This is a genomic window from Halomonas sp. HK25 (genome assembly GCF_047795635.1).
Classification (GTDB): domain Bacteria; phylum Pseudomonadota; class Gammaproteobacteria; order Pseudomonadales; family Halomonadaceae; genus Halomonas.
The window spans coordinates 3634139-3652684 of record NZ_CP181044.1; the positions used below are offsets into that span (position 1 = coordinate 3634139).

The following is an 18546-nucleotide window of genomic DNA, read 5'->3' on the forward strand; positions in this document are numbered from 1 at the left end:
CGGGCGGCCGGTGCAGCGGCCGGATACACGAAGGCGTGCGCTCGCGCGCACGCCATCATCCTGCGGGAACGTCTGACCTCAGCTGCGCTTGGCCTGTTCCATCACTTCCTTGGCAAAGTCGACTTCTGCCTTCTCGATGCCCTCGCCCACCTCGAAGCGGGTGAAGCCGAGGACATCGCCACCGGCCGCCTTGACGAACTCGGCCACGGACTGGTCCGGGTTCTTGACGAAGGGCTGCTCGGTCAGGCTGACCTCGGCCAGGTACTTCTTCAGGCGACCCTGGACCATCTTCTCGGCGATGTTCTCGGGCTTGCCGGCCATGTCGGGCTGGGCGAGGATGATCTCCTTCTCCTTGTCCAGCTGCTCCTGGGGCATGTCCTCGGGACGCGCCACAGCCGGATTGATGGCGGCGACGTGCATGGCGACGTCCTTGGCCACCTCGGCGCTGCCACCCTTGAGCACGGTCAGCACGCCGATGCGGCCGCCATGGACGTACTCGCCTACCAGGCCACCCTCGCCGGCCTCGACGACGACGCAGCGACGCACGCCGATATTCTCGCCGATCTTCTGCACCAGCTGCTCGCGGGCGGTCTCGAGCTCACCAGCCATGACCGCGGCCACGTCTTCGCTCTTGGCAGCGAAGAAGGCATCGACGATCTTGGCGGCGAAGGCCTTGAAGTTGTCATCGCGGGCGACGAAGTCGGTCTCGGAGTTGATCTCGACCATCACGCCGTAGCTGCCGTCTTCGGCCACGCGGGTCACCACGGTGCCCTCGGCGGCGGTGCGGTCGGCCTTCTTGGCGGCCTTGAGACCGGAGCTCTTGCGCAGGTTCTCGATGGCGACCTCGATGTCACCGCCGGCCTCGGTGAGGGCCTTCTTGCACTCCATCATGCCGAGCCCGGTACGCTCGCGCAGTTCCTTGACCTGGGAGGCGCTGATAGCTGCCATGGGGTTCACCTCTGAATCTGTGTGTCAACGGATAGCGGACCCGTCGCTGGGACGAATCCGGCGAATGCTGAAAAAAAAGGGGGCCGCGGCCCCCTTCTCGTCTGGCCGGCCGCCGTGGCGACGGCTACCGTGGCGAAGGTCACCGCAGCGACGGCTGCCGCAGCGACGGCTGCCGACCAGACGGGCCGCGATCACTCGGCGGCGCTGTCGCTTTCCTGGGCGACGTCATCGGTGACCTCGACGAACTCGTCGGGACGACCTTCCTTCGCACGGGCACAGGCGTCGGCGATGGCCTTGACGTAGATCTGGATGGCGCGGATGGAGTCATCGTTGCCCGGAATCACGTAGTCGACGCCATCCGGGTCGGAGTTGGTATCCACCACGCCGATGACCGGAATGCCCAGCTTGTTCGCCTCGTTGATGGCGATACGCTCATGGTCAACGTCGATCACGAACAGGGCGTCGGGCAGGCCACCCATCTCCTTGATACCACCCACGGAGCGCTCGAGCTTGTCCTGCTCGCGGGTCGCCATCAGGACCTCTTTCTTGGTCAGCTTCTCGAAGGTGCCGTCTTCGTGCATCGCTTCGAGTTCACGCAGACGCTTGATCGAGACGCGGATGGTCTTGTAGTTGGTCAGCATGCCGCCCAGCCAGCGGTGGTTGACATAGGGCTGACCGGCGCGATTGGCCTCTTCCTTGATGATCTTGCTGGCGCTGCGCTTGGTACCAACGAACATGACCTTGTTGTTGGACGCGGCCATCTTCTCGACCACATCAATGGCCTCGTTGAGGGCGGGCAGGGTATGCTCGAGGTTGATGATGTGAATCTTGTTACGGGCGCCGAAGATGAACTTGCTCATCTTCGGGTTCCAGTACTTGGTCTGGTGACCGAAGTGAGCGCCTGCCTTCAGCAGGTCACGCATATTGACATGTGCCATGGATGACTCCTGGAAAATCGGGTTAGGCCTCCACGCACCCCATGGATCCGACCGCCGCAGCATCGCGTGATGACTACGACAGCACCCGGGACCATGTGCCGGTGCATGTGTGTTTTTCAAGGCGTTACATTGATTGACGCCACCCCTGTCGCCGTACTCCGCGCGGCCGCCACGGCGAGGCTTCGACGTGCCTGGGCGGTAAGGACGGGCGATTGCAGGAAGGCGCGCAGCTTTATACCATGGATCATCCGCAAGTTGAAGTCGCCCTGCGTGGCCTCGCCCGGGCGACCCCACCCCCCACCCTCGAGATTCCATGAACGTACCCATCAAGACGCCCGACGAGATCGAGAAGATGCGCGAGGCGGGCCGCCAGGCCGCCAGCGTGATCGAGATGATCACCCCGTTCGTCAAGGCCGGCATCACCACCGGCGAGATCGACAGCCGCTGCCACGCCTATATCGTCGACGAACTCGGCTCCACCCCCGCGCCGCTTGACTACCACGGCTTTCCCAAGTCGGTGTGCACCTCCATCAACCACGTGGTGTGCCACGGCATTCCCGACGACGGCAAGACGCTGAAGAAAGGCGACATCATGAACCTGGACATCACCGTGAAGACCGCCGACGGCTACCACGGCGACTCCAGCGTGATGTTCGTGATCGGCGCAACCATCCAGGGCGAGCGGCTGTGCCGGGTCACCCAGGAGTGCCTCTACCGCAGCATCGCCCTGGTACGCCCTGGCGCGCGCCTCTCTACGCTTGCCCGCGCCATCCAGGGCCACGCCGAGGCCAACGGCTACTCGGTGGTGCGTGACTTCTGTGGCCACGGCATCGGCGCCGGCTTCCACGAGGAACCCCAGGTGCTGCACTACGACGGCTACGCCCCCGAGGCAGACATCGAACTGTCCGCCGGCATGTGCTTCACCATCGAGCCGATGATCAACGTCGGCGACTCCCGCACCAAGGTACTGCGCGACGGCTGGACCGCCATCACCAAGGACCGTAGCCTCTCCGCCCAGTGGGAGCACACCCTGCTGGTGACCGAGACCGGCGTCGAGGTGCTCACCGCGCGCCGCGACGAAGATCTCGCCTTCCTCGAGCGCTGACACCATGCTGCTCCACCACTACCGCTTCTCCCCCGACGAGAGCCTGTTCGACGCCGACGCCTTCCGCGCCGAGCTCGAGGGCAGCCGCTCGCCCATCGCGCCCTTCAAGGCGGCGCTGCGCGAGATCCAGGACCGGCTCGACGGGCGCTTCCGGGAGGGCGCCGACATCCGCGACCTGATCCACGGCCGCGCCTGGTGCCTGGACCGACTGCTGGCGGTAGCCTGGGCGCAGCATGACTGGCCCGACCGCGGCGTGGCCTTGCTCGCGGTCGGCGGCTATGGCCGTGGCGAGTTGCACCCCCACTCCGACGTCGACCTGCTGCTGCTGCTCGAGCACGACGACGATGCGCCCTACCGGGAGTCGCTGACCGCCTATATCACTTTCCTGTGGGACATCGGCCTGGAGATCGGCCACAGCGTGCGCTCGCTGAATGACTGCGAGCGCGAGGCCAGCGCCGACGTCACGGTGATCACCAACCTGCTAGAGAGTCGCACCATTGCCGGCCCGGAGCCGCTGCGCGAGGCCATGAAGGAACGCCTGGCCCCGGCTCGGCTGTGGCCCGCCGACCGCTTCTTCGAGGCCAAGTGGCAGGAGCAGATCAGCCGCCACCACCGCTTCAACAATTCCGAGTACCATCTCGAGCCCAACATCAAGAGCTCCCCCGGGGGCCTGCGCGACATCCAGATGATCGGCTGGGTGGCCAAGCGCCACTTCGGCAGCCAGCGCTACGAGGACCTGGTCGCCAACGGCTTCATGAACGACCCCGAGCTGCGCATCCTCAGCCAGGGCCAGGCCTTCCTGTGGCAGGTGCGCTACGCCCTGCACATGCTCACCGGCCGCGCCGAGGACCGCCTGCAGTTCGATCACCAGCGCACCATCGCCGAGCTGTTCGGTTTCCGCGACTGCCCCGAGCGGCTGGCCGTCGAACAGTTCATGAAGCGCTACTATCGCCACGTGACGGCGCTGGCGGGGCTCAACGACATGCTGCTGCAGCACTTCGACGAGGCGATCCTCCACGCCGGCGAGGAGCTCGAGACCACGGTACTCAACGACCGCTTCGAGATCCGCGGCGGCTATATCCAGGCACGCTCGCGCAACGTCTTCCGCGACCGTCCCGCGGCGCTGCTGGAACTCTTCCTGCTGATGGCCGAGCACCCCGAGATCGAGGGCGTCCGTGCCGACACCATCCGCCTGATCCGGGACCACCGCCACCTGATCGACGACCTCTACCGGGATGACGTCCGCCACCAGAGCCTGTTCATGGAGCTGCTTCGCTCCGGCGGCAACGTCGCCCGCCAGCTGCGCCGCATGAACCGCTATGGGGTGCTGGGCAAGTACCTGCCGGAGTTCGGTCGCGCGGTGGGGCTGATGCAGCACGATCTCTTCCACATCTACACGGTCGACGCCCACACCCTGCGGCTGCTGAAATGCATCCACGGCTTCCGCAAGCCCGAGGCCCGCGAGACCTTCCCGGTGGCCGCCAACGTCGTCCATCAGCTGCCCAAGCTGGAGCTGCTGTGGATCGCCGGGCTCTTCCATGACATCGGCAAGGGACGCGGCGGCGACCACTCGCTCCTCGGCGCCCGGGACGTCGAGGTCTTCGCCGAGCGCCATGGCCTGTCGACCCGCGACACCCGCCTGGTGAGCTGGCTGGTGGAACACCACCTGACCATGTCGATGGTGGCCCAGAAGCGCGACACCACCGACCCCGACGTGATCGCCGACTTCGCCCGCCTGGTGGGCGACGAGACCCGCCTCGACTACCTTTACGTGCTCACCGTGGCCGACATCAACGCCACCAACCCGACCCTGTGGAACGGCTGGCGCGCCTCGCTGCTGCGCCAGCTCCATGCCGAGACCAAGCGCGCCCTGCGCCGCGGTCTCGAGAACCCGCTGGAGCGCGACGACTGGGTCAACGAGACCCGCGGCGAGGCGCTGTCGCTGCTCGCCGCGGTAGGCGCCGACATGGCCAATGTGGAGCACCTGTGGGAGTCGCTGGGCGAGGAGTACTTTCTGCAGTACGCCCCCAGCGAGATCGCCTGGCAGACCCAGGGCATCCTGGCCCACCGCGGCAGCCAGCTGCCGCTGATCCTGATCAGCGCCCCGGCCGACGGCATGGCCGAGGGCGGCACCAAGGTGTTCATCCACACCCGCTCGGTGGACGACCTCTTCGCTGCCACCGCCGCCGCCCTGGACCAGCTCGGCCTCTCCATCCACGATGCGCGCATTGCCACCTCCAGCAACGACTGGACGCTCAACACCTTCATCGTGCTCGACGACCAGGGCCAGGCGATCCGTGACCCCGCGCGCATCGAGGAGATCCGCGCCCACCTGGTGGAGGAACTCGACGACCCGGACGACTACCCCGAGATCGTCACTCGCCACACGCCGCGCCAGCTGCGCCACTTCCGGGTGCCCACCGAGGTGATCATCGAGCAGGACCCGGCCAACGAGCGCACCCTGCTGGAGCTGATCGCCCCCGACCGCCCCGGCCTGCTGGCCCGGGTGGGGCGCATCTTCATGGAGCAGGACATCGCGCTCTCCGCGGCCAAGATCGCCACCCTGGGCGAGAAGGTGGAGGACGTCTTCTTCATCACCGACAAGGCCGGGCAACCCCTCACCGATCCCGAACGCCAGGCGCGGCTGCGCGAGCGGCTGGTGGAGGTTCTCGATGTGTCGGGATAGGGGTACCAGCCAGCGGCAGAGTCTCTCGGGGCTGATCCGTCGACAAGCCTTCGAGGGGGCGCCATGAACCCCTCCCTGGGGGCTACCTAGACCCTGCGGCGCTCTCGCGTCCTGCTCCGCTTGCAGGACCGGTGCTGGCCATCCATGGCCAGCCCGTTCGGAGCAGTGCTCCTCACCCCTGGTCCACGGACCCCCTCTACGGCTTGTCCCCGGCGCCCCTCGACGTCCCTCGGCCATGGCCTCACGTTTGAGGCCTTCTCCCGCCTTCCCTATAATCAAGCCCCTTCCGACAACGACTCACCTATGACGCCCGAGGCCACGGCCGGCGAGGCGCGCCTGGATACCCATGAACCCCGATCTCGACGCCCTCAAGCCCTACCCCTTCGAGAAGCTGGCCGCCCTCAAGGCCGGCGTGACGCCCCCCGCGGGGCTGGCCCACATCCCGCTGACCATCGGCGAGCCCCAGCATGCGCCCTACCCCGCGGCGCTGGCCAGCCTGATCGAGCACCAGGCCGAGTTTGCCCGCTACCCGGCCACCGCCGGCACGGCAGAGCTGCGCGCGGCCATCGCCGGCTGGGCCGGGCGGCGCTTCGGTCTCGCGGCCCTCGACCCGGAGACCCAGGTGCTGCCGGTCAACGGCACCCGGGAGGCGATCTTCGCCTTCGTCCAGGCGGCGTTGGACCGCACCCGCCCCGCGAAGGTGGCGGTGCCCAACCCCTTCTACCAGATCTACGAAGGCGCCACCCTGCTGGCCGGCGGCGAGCCGCTCTACCTGGACTGCAGCGCCGAGAGCGGCTTTCGGCCGGATTTCGACGCCGTACCCGCCGCGACCTGGCGCGACGTGCAGATCGTCTTTCTCTGCTCGCCGGGCAACCCCACCGGCGCGGTGACGCCGCTGGCCGAGTTCCAGAAGCTGATCGCCCTGGCCGACGAGCACGACTTCCTCATCGCCTCGGACGAGTGCTATTCGGAGCTCTATCTGGACGAGGCCGCCCCGCCCCCGGGGCTGCTGGAGGCCTGCGCGGCGCTCGGCCGCCACGACTACCGCCGCTGCCTGGTCTTCCACTCGCTCTCCAAGCGCTCCAACCTGCCGGGGCTGCGCTCCGGCTTCGTGGCCGGGGACGCGGCGCTGATCGCCCCCTTCAAGCGCTACCGCACCTACCACGGCTGTGCCATGGCGCTGCCGGTGCAGCAGGCCTCGATCACCGCCTGGCACGACGAGGTCCACGTGCGCGCCAACCGCGACGCCTACCGCGAGACGTTCGCCGCGGTGACCGAGATCCTGGCCCCGGTGATGGAGTTCCCCACCCCGGAGGCGAGTTTCTACCTGTGGCCGGCGGTACCCGGCGGTGACGACGAGGCCTTCACCCGGGCGCTCTACGCCGAGGAACACGTCAGCGTGCTGCCCGGCAGCTATATGGGTCGTCCCGCTGCTGACGACAGGATGGGTCGTCCCGGCGCCAGCGGCACCAACCCCGGCGCCGGGCGCATCCGTCTGGCGCTGGTGGCCGAGGTCGACGCCACGGTGGAAGCCGCCTGGCGTATCCGCCGCTTTATCGAGAGGAGAGCCTGATGTTCACCCTGTACGGCATCAAGAACTGCGATACCTGCCGCAAGGCACGCAAGGCGATGGACGGCTCCGGCATTCCCTACCAGTTCCACGACCTGCGCGAGGACGGCCTCTCCGCCGCCCTGCTCGAGCATATCCTCGACAAGGTGCCAGTGGTGGAGGCCATCAACAAGCGCAGTACCACCTGGCGCAACCTCCCCGACGAGGAAAAACAGGCGGTGGACGCCAACAAGGCCCGCGAGCTGCTGCTCGCCCACCCCACCCTGCTCAAGCGCCCGCTGCTCGACACCGGCGACGAGATCGTCGTCGGTTACCGCGACGGCGACTACGACACCCTGGCCGGCTAGGTCACCCGAACAGGGCGGCCGCCGCTACGCCGGCGGCCCGCCTCTCACTTGATACGTCATCTCCAGTAAGGATACAGACATGCTCAGCTTTTCACTCGGCATCGGCACCCAGAACACCCAGGGCGACTGGCTGGAAATCTACTACCCGGCCCCGCTGCTCAACCCCGACGCCAGCCTTGTAGAGGCCGCCGCCAAGGTGCTCGACGCGCCCGCCGGCAACGCCGCCGTCAGCTTCCTGCCCGAGCAGTGCGCAGCCCTCGCAACCGCCCTGCGCGAGGCCGGCCATGCCGACCAGGCCGAGTTGGCCGAGTCGCTCGCCGCCAGCACTCGACCGCTGGTGGCCATGTTCCTGGAAAAGGACGGCGCGCCCGAGTCGGCGCCGGAGGTCTACCTCAAGCTGCACCTGCTCTCCCACCGCCTGGTCCAGCCCCACGGCCTCGACCTCACCGGCATGTTCGGCCTGCTGCGCAACGTGGCCTGGACCAGTGAAGGCCCCATCGACGTCCAGGAACTCCCTGCCCGCCGCCTCAAGGCGCGCCTCGCCGGCCGCCCCCTCTCGGTGGATTGCGTCGACAAGTTCCCCAAGATGACCGACTACGTGGTGCCCGGTGGCGTGCGAATCGCCGACACCGCCCGGGTGCGCCTGGGCGCCTACCTGGGCGAGGGCACCACCGTCATGCACGAGGGCTTCGTCAACTTCAACGCCGGCACCGAAGGCCCCGGCATGATCGAGGGCCGCATCTCCGCCGGCGTGATGGTCGGCAAGGGCTCGGATCTCGGTGGCGGCTGCTCCACCATGGGCACCCTCTCCGGCGGCGGCAATATCGTCATCAAGGTGGGCGAGGGCTGCCTGATCGGGGCCAACGCCGGCATCGGCATCCCGCTGGGCGACCGCTGCACGGTGGAAGCGGGCCTCTATCTCACCGCCGGCGCCAAGATCGCCCTGCTCGACGACCAGGGCCAGGAGGTCAAGACCGTGGCCGCCCGGGAGCTGGCCGGCCAGGACGACCTGCTGCTGCGCCGCAACTCCCAGAACGGCCGCATCGAGTGCCTGACCAACAAGAGCGCCATCGCGCTCAACGAGGCGCTGCATGCCCACAACTGATCCGGCCGCTCTCTCCCCGACCCTGCAGCTCGCCTTCGAGCTGCTCCAGCGCCCCTCGGTGACACCGGACGACCTGGGCTGCCAGGACCTGATGATCGAACGCCTCGCGGCGCTCGGTTTTCATATCGAGCGCCTGCCCTTCGGCGACGTGGAGAACTTCTGGGCCACCCGCGGCCACCACGGCCCGCTGCTGGCCTTCGCCGGCCACACCGACGTGGTGCCCAGCGGCCCCCAACCCCGCTGGGACTTCCCCCCCTTCGAGCCCTGCATCGACGATGAAGGCATGCTCAGGGGGCGCGGCGCCGCCGACATGAAGGGCAGCCTGGCGGCCATGGTCACCGCCGTGGAGCGCTTCGTGGCGGCCCACCCGGACCACCACGGCCAGATCGGCTTCCTGATCACCTCCGACGAGGAGGGCCCGGCGATGGACGGCACCCGCGCCGTGGTCGAGCACCTGCGCGAGCGCCACGAGCGGCTCGACTACTGCATCGTCGGCGAGCCCTCCTCCACCGCCCGGCTGGGCGACGTGATCAAGAACGGCCGGCGCGGCTCCCTGGGCGGCGTGCTGCACATCAGGGGAGTGCAGGGCCACGTGGCCTACCCCCACCTGGCGCGCAATCCCATCCACCAGGCGATGCCGGCGCTGGATGCGCTGACTCGGGAGCACTGGGACAGCGGCAACGACTTCTTCCCGGCCACCAGCTTCCAGGTGTCCAACATCCGCTCGGGCACCGGCGCCACCAACGTCATCCCCGGCGAAGTGGAGGCGGTGTTCAACTTCCGCTTCTCCACCGAGGTGACCCACGAGCAGCTGCGGGAGCGCACCGCGGCGATTCTCGATGCCCACGGGCTCGAGTACCAGTTGGACTGGACATTGAACGGCGAGCCCTTCCTCACCGCCGAGGGCGAGCTGGTCGAGGCGGCCGTACTCGGCGTGGAAGAGGTGATGGGGCATCGCCCGGAGCTCTCCACCTCGGGGGGAACGTCGGATGGGCGCTTTATCGCCACCCTGGGCAGTCAGGTCGTGGAGCTGGGTCCGCTCAACGCCACCATTCACCAGGTCAACGAGCGTGTCCGTGCCGCCGACCTGGACGCGCTGAGCCGGGTCTACGAAGCGATCCTGAAGCACCTGTTCATCAACGGCAGTGCCCGACCCTGAGGCCGACATGACATCCGACAGCCAACCATGTTACCCCGATATCGAGATCTACCTGGCCATGGCGTCCGTGGAGGCGATCGGCGAGTGGCTGCAGAGCGCCATCGGCGCCGAGCCGCTGGCCCCCGCCGGCAAGGGCAAGTGGCGAACCCGCGGCCATCGCAACGGCGAGGAGGTCCCGGTGCTGCTGGTGGAGAAGGCCGCCGACGGCTTCGCCAGCCTGTGGTTCGACAGTCCTCATACCCCCTGGGAGAGCGACGCCGCCTGCGCCCGGGCCGCCGTGGCGCAGCTGGGTTGCGAGGTGCGCTGTTCGCTGGGCGGCTGGCACCCCGGCGACGACCCGGACCGTTTCCTGCAGATTCTGCCCGACGCCGGCGAAGCCGAGATCGATTGGCCCGACTCGGGTCACTGACGCCAGGCCCCGCCCAAACGACAGCGCCCCGCACGATGGCGGGGCGCTGTCGTGGCGTGGGCCGTTTTCAGGTGATGACGGTAACGTCGTCGGCCTGCAGCCCTCTCTCATTCTCGATGATGTGGTAGCGAACCTTCTGGCCCTCTGCCAGGGTCCGGTGGCCGCGGCCACGGATGGCGCGGAAGTGGACGAAGACATCCTCACCGCTGTCGCGGGTGATGAAGCCATATCCCTTGTTGACGTTGAACCACTTCACCTCGCCGATCTCGCGATCATCGCTCTCGACGTCGGCCAGATTGACCAGTTGCGGGGTGAGCACGTTGACCGCCAGGGTGGCGATCAGCAGCACCAGGAAGACCGCCAGGGCCGCGGCCACATAGACCACGGCAATGCCGCCGATCTCGAGGCTTTCGAACAGCGCCTCGGCGAGCTCGCCGCCGGCGAGATGCACGAACAGGGCTATCAGCAGTGGAGCGGGAGCGGCCAGCAGCAGGCTGACCAGACTGCAACGAAACATGACCTTTCGATTCATGGACTCGAGTGACTCTCTTGTTGGTGATGAACGTAATAGACAACCACGGGAAGGTGCCACGATGAACGATGACACGCAGCACAAGGATTCTAGCATGAGCACACCCTCGTCGTCCGATGCCCTCGCCGAGCGCCTCGAGGCGCTGGAGAGCCGTATCGCCTATCAGGAGCACTGGCTGGACACGCTGGACGAGGCTGTCGCCACCCAGGAGCGGCGGCTCACCCGGCTGGAGCGCATCAACGACCTGATGCAGGAGAAGCTGCGCGACCAGCAGCGCGCACTACAGGAGGGGGATGCGACGGCGCCCGGCCCCGCGGACGAGGTGCCGCCGCATTACTAGTCGCTTAGCGACAGCTGGAAGCTGGAAGCTGGAAGCTGGAAGCTGGAAGCTGGAAGCTGGAAGCTGGAATGCAGCGTGATGCCTCCAGAGGCTGCATCAAGGGTTTCCTTCCAGCTTCAAGCTTAAGGCTTACAGCTCCGGGCGAAGCCCGGTTACAGTTCGTCCAGATAGCGCTCGGCGTCGAGTGCGGCCATGCAGCCGCTGCCGGCCGAGGTCACCGCCTGGCGGTAGACGTGGTCCATGACGTCGCCGGCGGCGAACACCCCCGGCACGCTGGTGGCGGTGGCATTGCCGTCCAGACCCGACTTCACCCTGATGTAGCCGCCGCTCATCTCCAGCTGGCCCTCGAAGATACCGGTATTGGGGCTGTGGCCGATGGCGATGAAGACGCCGGGCGCCGCCAGCTCCCTTGTCTCGCCGGTCTCGGTAGACCTGATGCGCACCCCGGTCACGCCGGTGTTATCGCCCAGCACCTCCTCCAGGGTGTGGTGCCACGCCAACACCACCTTGCCCTCCTCGGCCTTCTGAAAGAGCTTGTCCTGCAGGATCTTCTCGGCGCGCAGGCTGTCGCGGCGGTGCACCAGGGTGACCTTCGAGGCGATGTTGGCGAGGTAGAGCGCCTCCTCCACGGCGGTGTTGCCGCCGCCGACCACCACCACTTCCTGGTTACGGTAGAAGAAGCCATCACAGGTGGCGCAGGCCGAGACCCCTTGCCCCATGAACTGCTGTTCCGAGGGAAGCCCCAGATAGCGGGCGCTGGCCCCGGTGGCGATGATCAGCGCATCGCAGGTGTAGGTGCCGTTGTCGCCCTTGAGGGTGAAGGGGCGCTCCCGCAGCTCCACCTCTTGGATATGGTCGAACAGCACCTCGGTATCGAAGCGTTCGGCGTGGCGCTTCATGCGCTCCATCAACTCCGGGCCCTGCACGCCGACATCGTCACCCGGCCAGTTGTCCACGTCGGTGGTGGTGGTCAGCTGGCCGCCTGCCTGAATGCCGGTGATCAGCACCGGCTCCAGGTTGGCGCGGGCCGCATAGACCGCGGCGGTGTAGCCCGCCGGGCCCGAGCCCAGAATGATCAGGCGTTCGTGACGCACATCGCTCATGAGTTACCTCGTGGCTAGGGATGATTCTCGGTAGGGAGTTGTCAGTGGCGCCATTGTAGCAGCCAAGACGGGCGACTAGAGCACCTCGTCGTCGCGACCCAGCGTCAGGCTGAAACCCGGCTCGGCGTCGCGAGCGTCGCCGAAGGCGACATCGATGCGCACCTGGATCGGGGCACAGCAGACATGGCAATCCTCCCAGGTGACGTGGCTGCCCTGAGAGGCATCCACCAGCAGGTCGAAGGGGGCATCACAGTAGGGGCATTGCACCCGCCGCGACGCCAGTTGCTCCTCATGCATGGTGCCTCCTCGGTGCGTCGCCGCCCCGTCATCAATGCCGAACATGCTGACCAGTATGGTGGCGACACCAGCCGTTTCAAGGCGCGACAACCCGCGGCAGCACTTGAAAATTGCGCCTATCATGACCAAGTAAGATAAGCGACCAGGACGGTTCGTTCACTCTCCGCCAGAGGAGGCATCGATGAGCACCAAGACACCCAAGGATATCCTGCAGACGCTGGACGCCGGCGGCCGCACCTTCCATTACCACAGCCTGGCGAAGGCCGCCGAGGCACTGGGCAGCATCGACCGGCTGCCGATGACCCTGAAGATCCTGCTGGAGAACCAGCTGCGCTTCGCCGATGACGACAGCGTCTCCCGTGACGACATGCAGGCGCTGGTCGACTGGCAGCAAAAGGCCCGTTCCGACCGCGAGATCGGCTATCGCCCGGCGCGGGTGCTGATGCAGGACTTCACCGGCGTACCCGGCGTGGTCGATCTCGCCTCCATGCGTGCGGCGGTGGAGAGCCTCGGTGAGGACCCGGCGCGCATCAATCCGCTGTCGCCGGTGGACCTGGTGATCGACCACTCGGTGATGGTCGACAAGTTCGGCAATCCCACCGCCTTCAGGGACAACGTCGCCATCGAGATGGAGCGCAACCACGAACGCTACGAGTTCCTGCGCTGGGGCCAGCAGGCCTTCGACAACTTCAGCGTGGTGCCGCCCGGTACCGGGATCTGCCACCAGGTCAACCTGGAGTACCTGGGCAAGACGGTGTGGACCAAGGAGGAGGACGGCAAGACCTTCGCCTATCCCGACACCCTGGTAGGCACCGACTCCCACACCACCATGATCAACGGCCTGGGCGTGCTCGGCTGGGGCGTGGGCGGCATCGAAGCCGAGGCCGCCATGCTCGGCCAGCCGGTCTCGATGCTGATTCCCGAGGTGATCGGCTTCAAGCTTACCGGCAAGCTCCGCGAGGGCATCACCGCCACCGACCTGGTGCTGACGGTGACCGAGTTGCTGCGCAAGAAGGGCGTGGTGGGCAAGTTCGTCGAGTTCTACGGCGACGGCCTCGACGACCTGCCGCTGGCCGACCGTGCCACCATCGCCAACATGGCCCCGGAGTATGGCGCCACCTGCGGCTTCTTCCCGGTGGACGACGAGACCCTCAACTACCTGCGCCTGACCGGCCGCGAGGACGAACAGGTGGCCCTGGTGGAGGCCTATTGCAAGGCCCAGGGGCTGTGGCGTGAACCCGGCGCCGAGCCGGTGTTCAGCGACACCCTGACGCTGGACATGGGCGAAGTGGTGGCCAGCCTGGCCGGCCCCAAGCGTCCCCAGGACCGCGTGGCCCTCAGCGACATGCAGGCGGCCTTCGAGAAGGTGATGGCCGACGACGACAAGACCCCCTCCTCCACCGAGCGCACGGTGGAAAAGGGCAAGCTGATGTCCGAGGGCGGCCAGACCGCCGTGGGCATCGGGCGCAGCTTTGATCACGCCGACAGCCAGGACGTCGACCTGGACGGCGAGCAGTTCAAGCTCGACCCGGGCGACGTGGTGATCGCCGCCATCACCTCCTGCACCAACACCTCCAACCCCAGCGTGATGATGGCCGCCGGCCTGGTGGCGCGGAAGGCCCGCGAGAAGGGGCTGGATACCCAACCCTGGGTGAAGACCTCGCTCGCCCCCGGCTCCAAGGTGGTCACCGACTACCTGGCCGCCGGCGGCTTCAACGAGGACCTCGATGCCCTGGGTTTCCACCTGGTGGGCTACGGCTGCACCACCTGCATCGGCAATTCCGGCCCACTGCCGGTGCCCATCGAGAAAGCGATCGAAGCGGGTGATCTCGCCGTGGCCTCGGTGCTCTCGGGCAACCGCAACTTCGAGGGCCGCGTGCATCCGCTGGTCAAGACCAACTGGCTGGCCTCGCCGCCGCTGGTGGTGGCCTATGCACTCGCCGGCAACGTGCGCTGTGACCTGACGAAGGAGCCCATCGGCACCGGCAAGGACGGCGAGCCGGTCTTCCTCAAGGACATCTGGCCCAGCCAGGCGGAGATCGCCGAGGCAGTAGCCAGGGTCAACACCGAGATGTTCCACAAGGAGTACGCCGAGGTGTTCCAAGGGGACGATGTCTGGCAGGCCATCGAGGTGCCCCAGAGCAAGGTCTACCAGTGGTCGAAGGACTCCACCTATATTCAGCACCCGCCCTTCTTCGAGGGCATGGGCCGCGAACCTGACGCCATCGAGGACGTCGAGGACGCCCGGCTACTCGCCCTGCTCGGCGACTCCGTGACCACCGACCATATCTCGCCGGCCGGTGCCATCAAGCCGGATAGCCCTGCCGGGCGCTACCTGCAGGAGCGCGGCGTCAAGCCGGTGGACTTCAACTCCTACGGCTCACGCCGCGGCAACCACGAGATCATGATGCGCGGCACCTTCGCCAACGTCCGCATCAAGAACGAGATGCTCGACGGCGTGGTCGGCGGCGAGACCCGCCACGTACCCTCCGGCGAACAGATGGCGATCTATGATGCCGCCATGCGGTATCAGGAAGAGGGCACGCCGCTGGTGGTGATCGCCGGCAAGGAGTACGGCACCGGCTCCAGCCGCGACTGGGCCGCCAAGGGCACCCGCCTGCTCGGCGTGCGCGCGGTGCTCGCCGAGTCCTACGAGCGCATCCACCGTTCCAACCTGATCGGCATGGGCGTGGTGCCGCTGCAGTTCCCCGAGGGCGAGAGCCGCCATACCCTGGGCCTGACCGGCGACGAGCAGGTCTCCATCGAGGGGCTTGCCGACCTCACCCCGGGCGGCAGCGTCAAGGTGACCGTGAAATCCGACAGGGGTGAGAAGAAGATCGAGGCGCTCTGCCGCATCGATACCGCCAACGAACTGGAGTACTACCGCCACGGCGGCATTCTCCACTATGTGCTGCGCAAGATGATTGGGGCCGCCTGAGAAGAAGGCCGAAGGGTACTGATGCTTTGCAATCTCTTGTAAAATCAAGGCAACGCTGAAGGCTTACTGTGGGAGCTGGGCTTTGCCCGGCGAATGGAGACCGAAGGGCTCCTAGGCGGCATGAAGCAACGCCAGCGACTTTACCTGGGCGCCTACGGCGCCATTCGCTCGGGGAACCCGAGCTCCCACAGGGTAATTTCACTTGAGCTTACGAAGAGTTAAGAGAAAGGCCCCGCCGGCTTACCTGGCGGGGCCTTTCGTCGTGAGCGTCTTACCCCACATAGCCCCTTGAATCATAAAAGATTTTCTGCTTACTTTTTCATCCCTTGGTGATCACCGCCTGTCCGAGCACCCTTCAATAGCGTTGTGTTTGGAACTTGAGACCGACCACACTCCAACTATTTCTTTATAACAAGTTCGTCTTTCACCAACTTTAATCATCTGTCTCCCATACCAGACATAACGTCACACAAGCTCTCTTTTGGTAAATAACTTCTGGAATTCTCACCCCCGACTTACTAGCTTGAGTTATGCATCCCATCAGTAAACGCAGCACCGTGTTTCTTAAACTACGGCGCAGGGGTAGTTATATGTAAAAAGGCGCCGGCCAACATACTGAAAGAGGAACCGCGCAATGTCGGCCCTGACCTATCCCGGCGTCTATATCCAAGAAGTTCCCAGCGGCGTTCGCACCATCACGGGAGTTGCCACTTCCATCACGGCCTTCGTCGGCTATACCCGCCAAGGAACACCAGATGTAGCGCATTATGTCTCGAGCTTCGCCGATTTCGAGCGTAGCCACGGCGGCCTCGACCGTGACAGTCCCGTCTCCTACGGAGTACGGCAGTTCTTCATGAATGGTGGCACCGAGGCGTATATCGTCCGCATAGCCAGCGGCCATGCCCTGGCGCACTGGCAGTTGACCGACGGTGCCGGCACGGTGCTCGACGTCGCAGCGTCCAGCCCCGGTGTGTGGGGCAATACGCTGCGGCTCGAGGTTGAACACACCGGTACCCGCAACCCCGATGCCGAGTTCAATCTCATCGTATCGCAGATGGTCGACCAGGGCGGTGTGTCGCTACCCGTACCACGCGAGACGCATCGCAATCTCAACCTCAACCCTCGCTCGGCCAACCATGTCCAGGCAGTGGTCAATCACGCCTCGCAGCTCATCCGCGTCACCGAAGACGCCGCGCTCGTGTACAGCCACCAAGGGTTCGCCGTGAGCGGGGCGATCAGTTTCCCACTCAGTGTCAGCGACAACATAATCGCCGGCACGGTCGACGGCGACACGCCCTTCTCGCTCACCCTCGCCGCTACGCCTGTCGACATGGCGACGCTGGTTGCCGACCTGAATACTGCCATCAGCGACGCCGGCCTCGTGGGCCGCCTCCTAGCCGTCGAGTCCGGGCTCGACGGCGATACCACAGGCACCGGCAGCGTGCGAATCACCTCGCTCGCCACGGGTGCATCGTCGACGGTTGCGGCGGCCAATGGCGCTTTTGGCGGGCTAGCCACGAGCATCGGATTCGGGCTGGCCAACGGTGGCCGAGAGTTCACCGGGGACTCCGTGCATCGCCCCGACGTGGTCGTCAATCAGGCACCGTCCTCCCTGGGTATCGACGGCAGCAAGGGCGGCGCCCTGGAACTGATCGGCAGCCCGTCGAACAAGAGCGGCATCTACGCGCTACGCGATGTCAACCTGTTCAACCTGCTATGCATTCCCGAGACGCGCGACCTACCGGAAGTGGAGGCCGCCCCGGTAATCCAGGCGGCGGTCAACCTGTGCGAGGAGGAGCGCGCCTTCTACATAGTAGATGCCGTGGCCGGGCGCACACTGAATAACATCGCCAGCTGGGCCAACGGGGTATCGCAATCGCGCAATGCGGGAGTGTACTTCCCGGCCATCATGGTATCCGACCCACTCGACAACTTCCGCCAGAGGCCCATGGCACCGTCGGGCGCGATCGCCGGCGTGTATTCGCGCACCGACGCCACCCGCGGCGTCTGGAAAGCCCCCGCAGGCACCGATGCCACGCTCAATGGCGTGTCCGGCCTAAGCGCGCCGCTGAATGACATCGAAAACGGAAGGATCAACCCGAGCGGTATCAACGCCCTGCGCAGCTTTCCGGTATACGGCAAGGTCATCTGGGGCGCACGCACCATGAAGGGCGCCGATGCGCAGGCCGATGAGTACAAATACGTGCCGGTGCGCCGCCTGCTCCTGTTCCTCCAGGAAAGCCTCTATCGAGGCACCCAGTGGGTGGTGTTCGAGCCCAACGACGAACCGCTGTGGGCACAGATCCGTCTCAATCTCGGCGCCTTCATGCAGAACCTGTTCCGCCAAGGCGCCTTCCAAGGCGCGAGCCCGCGCGACGCCTACTTCGTCAAGTGCGACCGCGAAACCACCACCCAGAACGATATCAATCTCGGCATCGTGAACATCACGGTCGGCTTCGCCCCACTCAAGCCGGCCGAATTCGTGGTCATCAAGCTCCAGCAAATGGCCGGTCAGGTCGAGGTGTAAGGAGACACACTCATGGCACAGTTCAGCGTCAACGCACAGCGCTTCGATCCGTACAAGAACTTCAAATTCCGCGTGAAGTGGGACGGTCGCTACGTGGCGGGCGTCAGCAAGGTCGGTGCGCTCAAGCGCAGCACCGAACTGGTCGAGCATCGCGAAGGGGGCGACCCCTCGACCTCGCGCAAGTCGCCCGGCCGCACCAAGTACGAGGCCATCACCTTGGAGCGCGGCGTCACCCATGATGTCGAATTCGAGCAATGGGCCAACAAGGTGTGGAACTTCGGTGCGGGACTGGGTGCCGAGGTATCGCTGCAGGATTTCCGCAAGGACCTCATCATCGAAGTGTACAACGAGGCCGGCCAGCTCGCGCTCGCCTACAAGGTGTACCGCTGCTGGGTGTCGGAATATCAGGCCCTACCCGATCTCGACGCCAACGCCAACGCCGTCGCCATCCAAACCCTAAAGCTGGAAAACGAGGGCTGGGAACGCGATGTCGACGTCACCGAACCGACTGAACCAAGCTTCACCGAGCCGGCCTGACGACC

At 66.1% G+C, this 18546-nt stretch carries 16 protein-coding genes; 11 read left to right on the top strand and 5 right to left on the bottom strand.

Annotated elements, in window-relative coordinates; all coding sequences use genetic code 11:
* Positions 1-78: 78 nt before the first annotated feature.
* Together tsf and rpsB are read right to left on the bottom strand one after the other, a co-directional pair.
* Entirely contained in the window at positions 79-948 is an 870-nt protein-coding gene (tsf, locus tag ACM26W_RS17070) for a translation elongation factor Ts (RefSeq protein ID WP_416138170.1), read from the bottom strand.
* A 191-nt stretch (positions 949-1139) separates the two neighbouring features.
* On the bottom strand, positions 1140-1886 hold the full coding sequence (gene rpsB / locus ACM26W_RS17075; RefSeq protein WP_416138171.1) for a 30S ribosomal protein S2: 747 nt from the start codon (positions 1884-1886) through the stop codon (positions 1140-1142).
* A 313-nt stretch (positions 1887-2199) separates the two neighbouring features.
* Here rpsB and map point away from each other — a divergent pair, with 313 nt between their 5' ends.
* The 7 genes from map to ACM26W_RS17110 all read left to right on the top strand — a co-directional run bounded on the left by map (position 2200) and on the right by ACM26W_RS17110 (position 10267).
* Positions 2200-2991 (top strand): type I methionyl aminopeptidase, encoded by a 792-nt coding sequence (map, locus tag ACM26W_RS17080; protein WP_416138172.1) that lies wholly within the window; start codon positions 2200-2202, stop codon positions 2989-2991.
* A 4-nt stretch (positions 2992-2995) separates the two neighbouring features.
* Complete coding sequence (locus ACM26W_RS17085) at positions 2996-5677, top strand: [protein-PII] uridylyltransferase (RefSeq protein ID WP_416138173.1); 2682 nt, start codon at positions 2996-2998, stop codon at positions 5675-5677.
* A 346-nt stretch (positions 5678-6023) separates the two neighbouring features.
* A complete protein-coding gene (gene dapC, locus ACM26W_RS17090; protein ID WP_416138174.1) occupies positions 6024-7250 on the top strand; it encodes a succinyldiaminopimelate transaminase in 1227 nt (408 codons plus the stop codon).
* On the top strand, positions 7250-7594 hold the full coding sequence (locus tag ACM26W_RS17095) for an arsenate reductase (RefSeq protein ID WP_416138175.1): 345 nt from the start codon (positions 7250-7252) through the stop codon (positions 7592-7594). The genes dapC and ACM26W_RS17095 overlap by 1 nt, the downstream gene beginning before the upstream one ends.
* Before the next feature lie 79 nt (positions 7595-7673).
* The gene (gene dapD, locus ACM26W_RS17100) at positions 7674-8699 is read left to right on the top strand and encodes a 2,3,4,5-tetrahydropyridine-2,6-dicarboxylate N-succinyltransferase (RefSeq protein ID WP_416138176.1); all 1026 of its coding nucleotides are present in this window, start codon (positions 7674-7676) and stop codon (positions 8697-8699) included.
* Positions 8686-9858, top strand: coding sequence for a succinyl-diaminopimelate desuccinylase (dapE, locus tag ACM26W_RS17105; RefSeq protein WP_416138177.1), 1173 nt, complete (start codon positions 8686-8688; stop codon positions 9856-9858). Before dapD ends, dapE begins: the two co-directional genes overlap by 14 nt.
* Positions 9859-9865: 7 nt before the next feature.
* Positions 9866-10267 (top strand): hypothetical protein, encoded by a 402-nt coding sequence (locus ACM26W_RS17110; protein WP_416138178.1) that lies wholly within the window; start codon positions 9866-9868, stop codon positions 10265-10267.
* A 67-nt stretch (positions 10268-10334) separates the two neighbouring features.
* Here the strand turns inward: ACM26W_RS17110 and ACM26W_RS17115 are convergent, their stop codons facing one another.
* The gene (locus tag ACM26W_RS17115) at positions 10335-10799 is read right to left on the bottom strand and encodes a cold-shock protein (protein ID WP_416138179.1); all 465 of its coding nucleotides are present in this window, start codon (positions 10797-10799) and stop codon (positions 10335-10337) included.
* Positions 10800-10893: 94 nt separating this feature from the next.
* Between ACM26W_RS17115 and ACM26W_RS17120 the strand changes: the two genes are divergently transcribed.
* The gene (locus ACM26W_RS17120; RefSeq protein WP_416138180.1) at positions 10894-11139 is read left to right on the top strand and encodes a SlyX family protein; all 246 of its coding nucleotides are present in this window, start codon (positions 10894-10896) and stop codon (positions 11137-11139) included.
* A gap of 152 nt (positions 11140-11291) precedes the next feature.
* Here the strand turns inward: ACM26W_RS17120 and trxB are convergent, their stop codons facing one another.
* The gene (gene trxB / locus ACM26W_RS17125; RefSeq protein ID WP_416138181.1) at positions 11292-12242 is read right to left on the bottom strand and encodes a thioredoxin-disulfide reductase; all 951 of its coding nucleotides are present in this window, start codon (positions 12240-12242) and stop codon (positions 11292-11294) included.
* Positions 12243-12317: 75 nt separating this feature from the next.
* Positions 12318-12539: a CPXCG motif-containing cysteine-rich protein gene (locus ACM26W_RS17130; protein WP_416138182.1), complete on the bottom strand. Its 222-nt coding sequence runs from the start codon at positions 12537-12539 to the stop codon at positions 12318-12320.
* Between the two features lie 181 nt (positions 12540-12720).
* Here ACM26W_RS17130 and acnA point away from each other — a divergent pair, with 181 nt between their 5' ends.
* From acnA to ACM26W_RS17145, 3 genes are all read left to right on the top strand, one after another.
* Positions 12721-15477 (top strand): aconitate hydratase AcnA, encoded by a 2757-nt coding sequence (acnA, locus tag ACM26W_RS17135; RefSeq protein ID WP_416138183.1) that lies wholly within the window; start codon positions 12721-12723, stop codon positions 15475-15477.
* 634 nt (positions 15478-16111) lie between these two features.
* Complete coding sequence (locus tag ACM26W_RS17140; RefSeq protein WP_416138184.1) at positions 16112-18004, top strand: phage tail sheath family protein; 1893 nt, start codon at positions 16112-16114, stop codon at positions 18002-18004.
* 12 nt (positions 18005-18016) lie between these two features.
* On the top strand, positions 18017-18541 hold the full coding sequence (locus tag ACM26W_RS17145) for a phage tail protein (protein WP_416138185.1): 525 nt from the start codon (positions 18017-18019) through the stop codon (positions 18539-18541).
* The last annotated feature ends 5 nt before the right edge of the window (positions 18542-18546 follow it).

Excerpts from the sequence above, each read along its gene's own strand:
- tsf (WP_416138170.1), bottom strand. The coding sequence starts at position 948 with ATGGCAGCTATCAGCGCCTCCCAGGTCAAGGAACTGCGCGAGCGTACC.
- rpsB (WP_416138171.1), bottom strand. The coding sequence starts at position 1,886 with ATGGCACATGTCAATATGCGTGACCTGCTGAAGGCAGGCGCTCACTTC.
- map (WP_416138172.1), top strand. The coding sequence starts at position 2,200 with ATGAACGTACCCATCAAGACGCCCGACGAGATCGAGAAGATGCGCGAG.
- ACM26W_RS17085 (WP_416138173.1), top strand. The coding sequence starts at position 2,996 with ATGCTGCTCCACCACTACCGCTTCTCCCCCGACGAGAGCCTGTTCGAC.
- dapC (WP_416138174.1), top strand. The coding sequence starts at position 6,024 with ATGAACCCCGATCTCGACGCCCTCAAGCCCTACCCCTTCGAGAAGCTG.
- ACM26W_RS17095 (WP_416138175.1), top strand. The coding sequence starts at position 7,250 with ATGTTCACCCTGTACGGCATCAAGAACTGCGATACCTGCCGCAAGGCA.
- dapD (WP_416138176.1), top strand. The coding sequence starts at position 7,674 with ATGCTCAGCTTTTCACTCGGCATCGGCACCCAGAACACCCAGGGCGAC.
- dapE (WP_416138177.1), top strand. The coding sequence starts at position 8,686 with ATGCCCACAACTGATCCGGCCGCTCTCTCCCCGACCCTGCAGCTCGCC.
- ACM26W_RS17110 (WP_416138178.1), top strand. The coding sequence starts at position 9,866 with ATGACATCCGACAGCCAACCATGTTACCCCGATATCGAGATCTACCTG.
- ACM26W_RS17115 (WP_416138179.1), bottom strand. The coding sequence starts at position 10,799 with ATGAATCGAAAGGTCATGTTTCGTTGCAGTCTGGTCAGCCTGCTGCTG.
- ACM26W_RS17120 (WP_416138180.1), top strand. The coding sequence starts at position 10,894 with ATGAGCACACCCTCGTCGTCCGATGCCCTCGCCGAGCGCCTCGAGGCG.
- trxB (WP_416138181.1), bottom strand. The coding sequence starts at position 12,242 with ATGAGCGATGTGCGTCACGAACGCCTGATCATTCTGGGCTCGGGCCCG.
- ACM26W_RS17130 (WP_416138182.1), bottom strand. The coding sequence starts at position 12,539 with ATGCATGAGGAGCAACTGGCGTCGCGGCGGGTGCAATGCCCCTACTGT.
- acnA (WP_416138183.1), top strand. The coding sequence starts at position 12,721 with ATGAGCACCAAGACACCCAAGGATATCCTGCAGACGCTGGACGCCGGC.
- ACM26W_RS17140 (WP_416138184.1), top strand. The coding sequence starts at position 16,112 with ATGTCGGCCCTGACCTATCCCGGCGTCTATATCCAAGAAGTTCCCAGC.
- ACM26W_RS17145 (WP_416138185.1), top strand. The coding sequence starts at position 18,017 with ATGGCACAGTTCAGCGTCAACGCACAGCGCTTCGATCCGTACAAGAAC.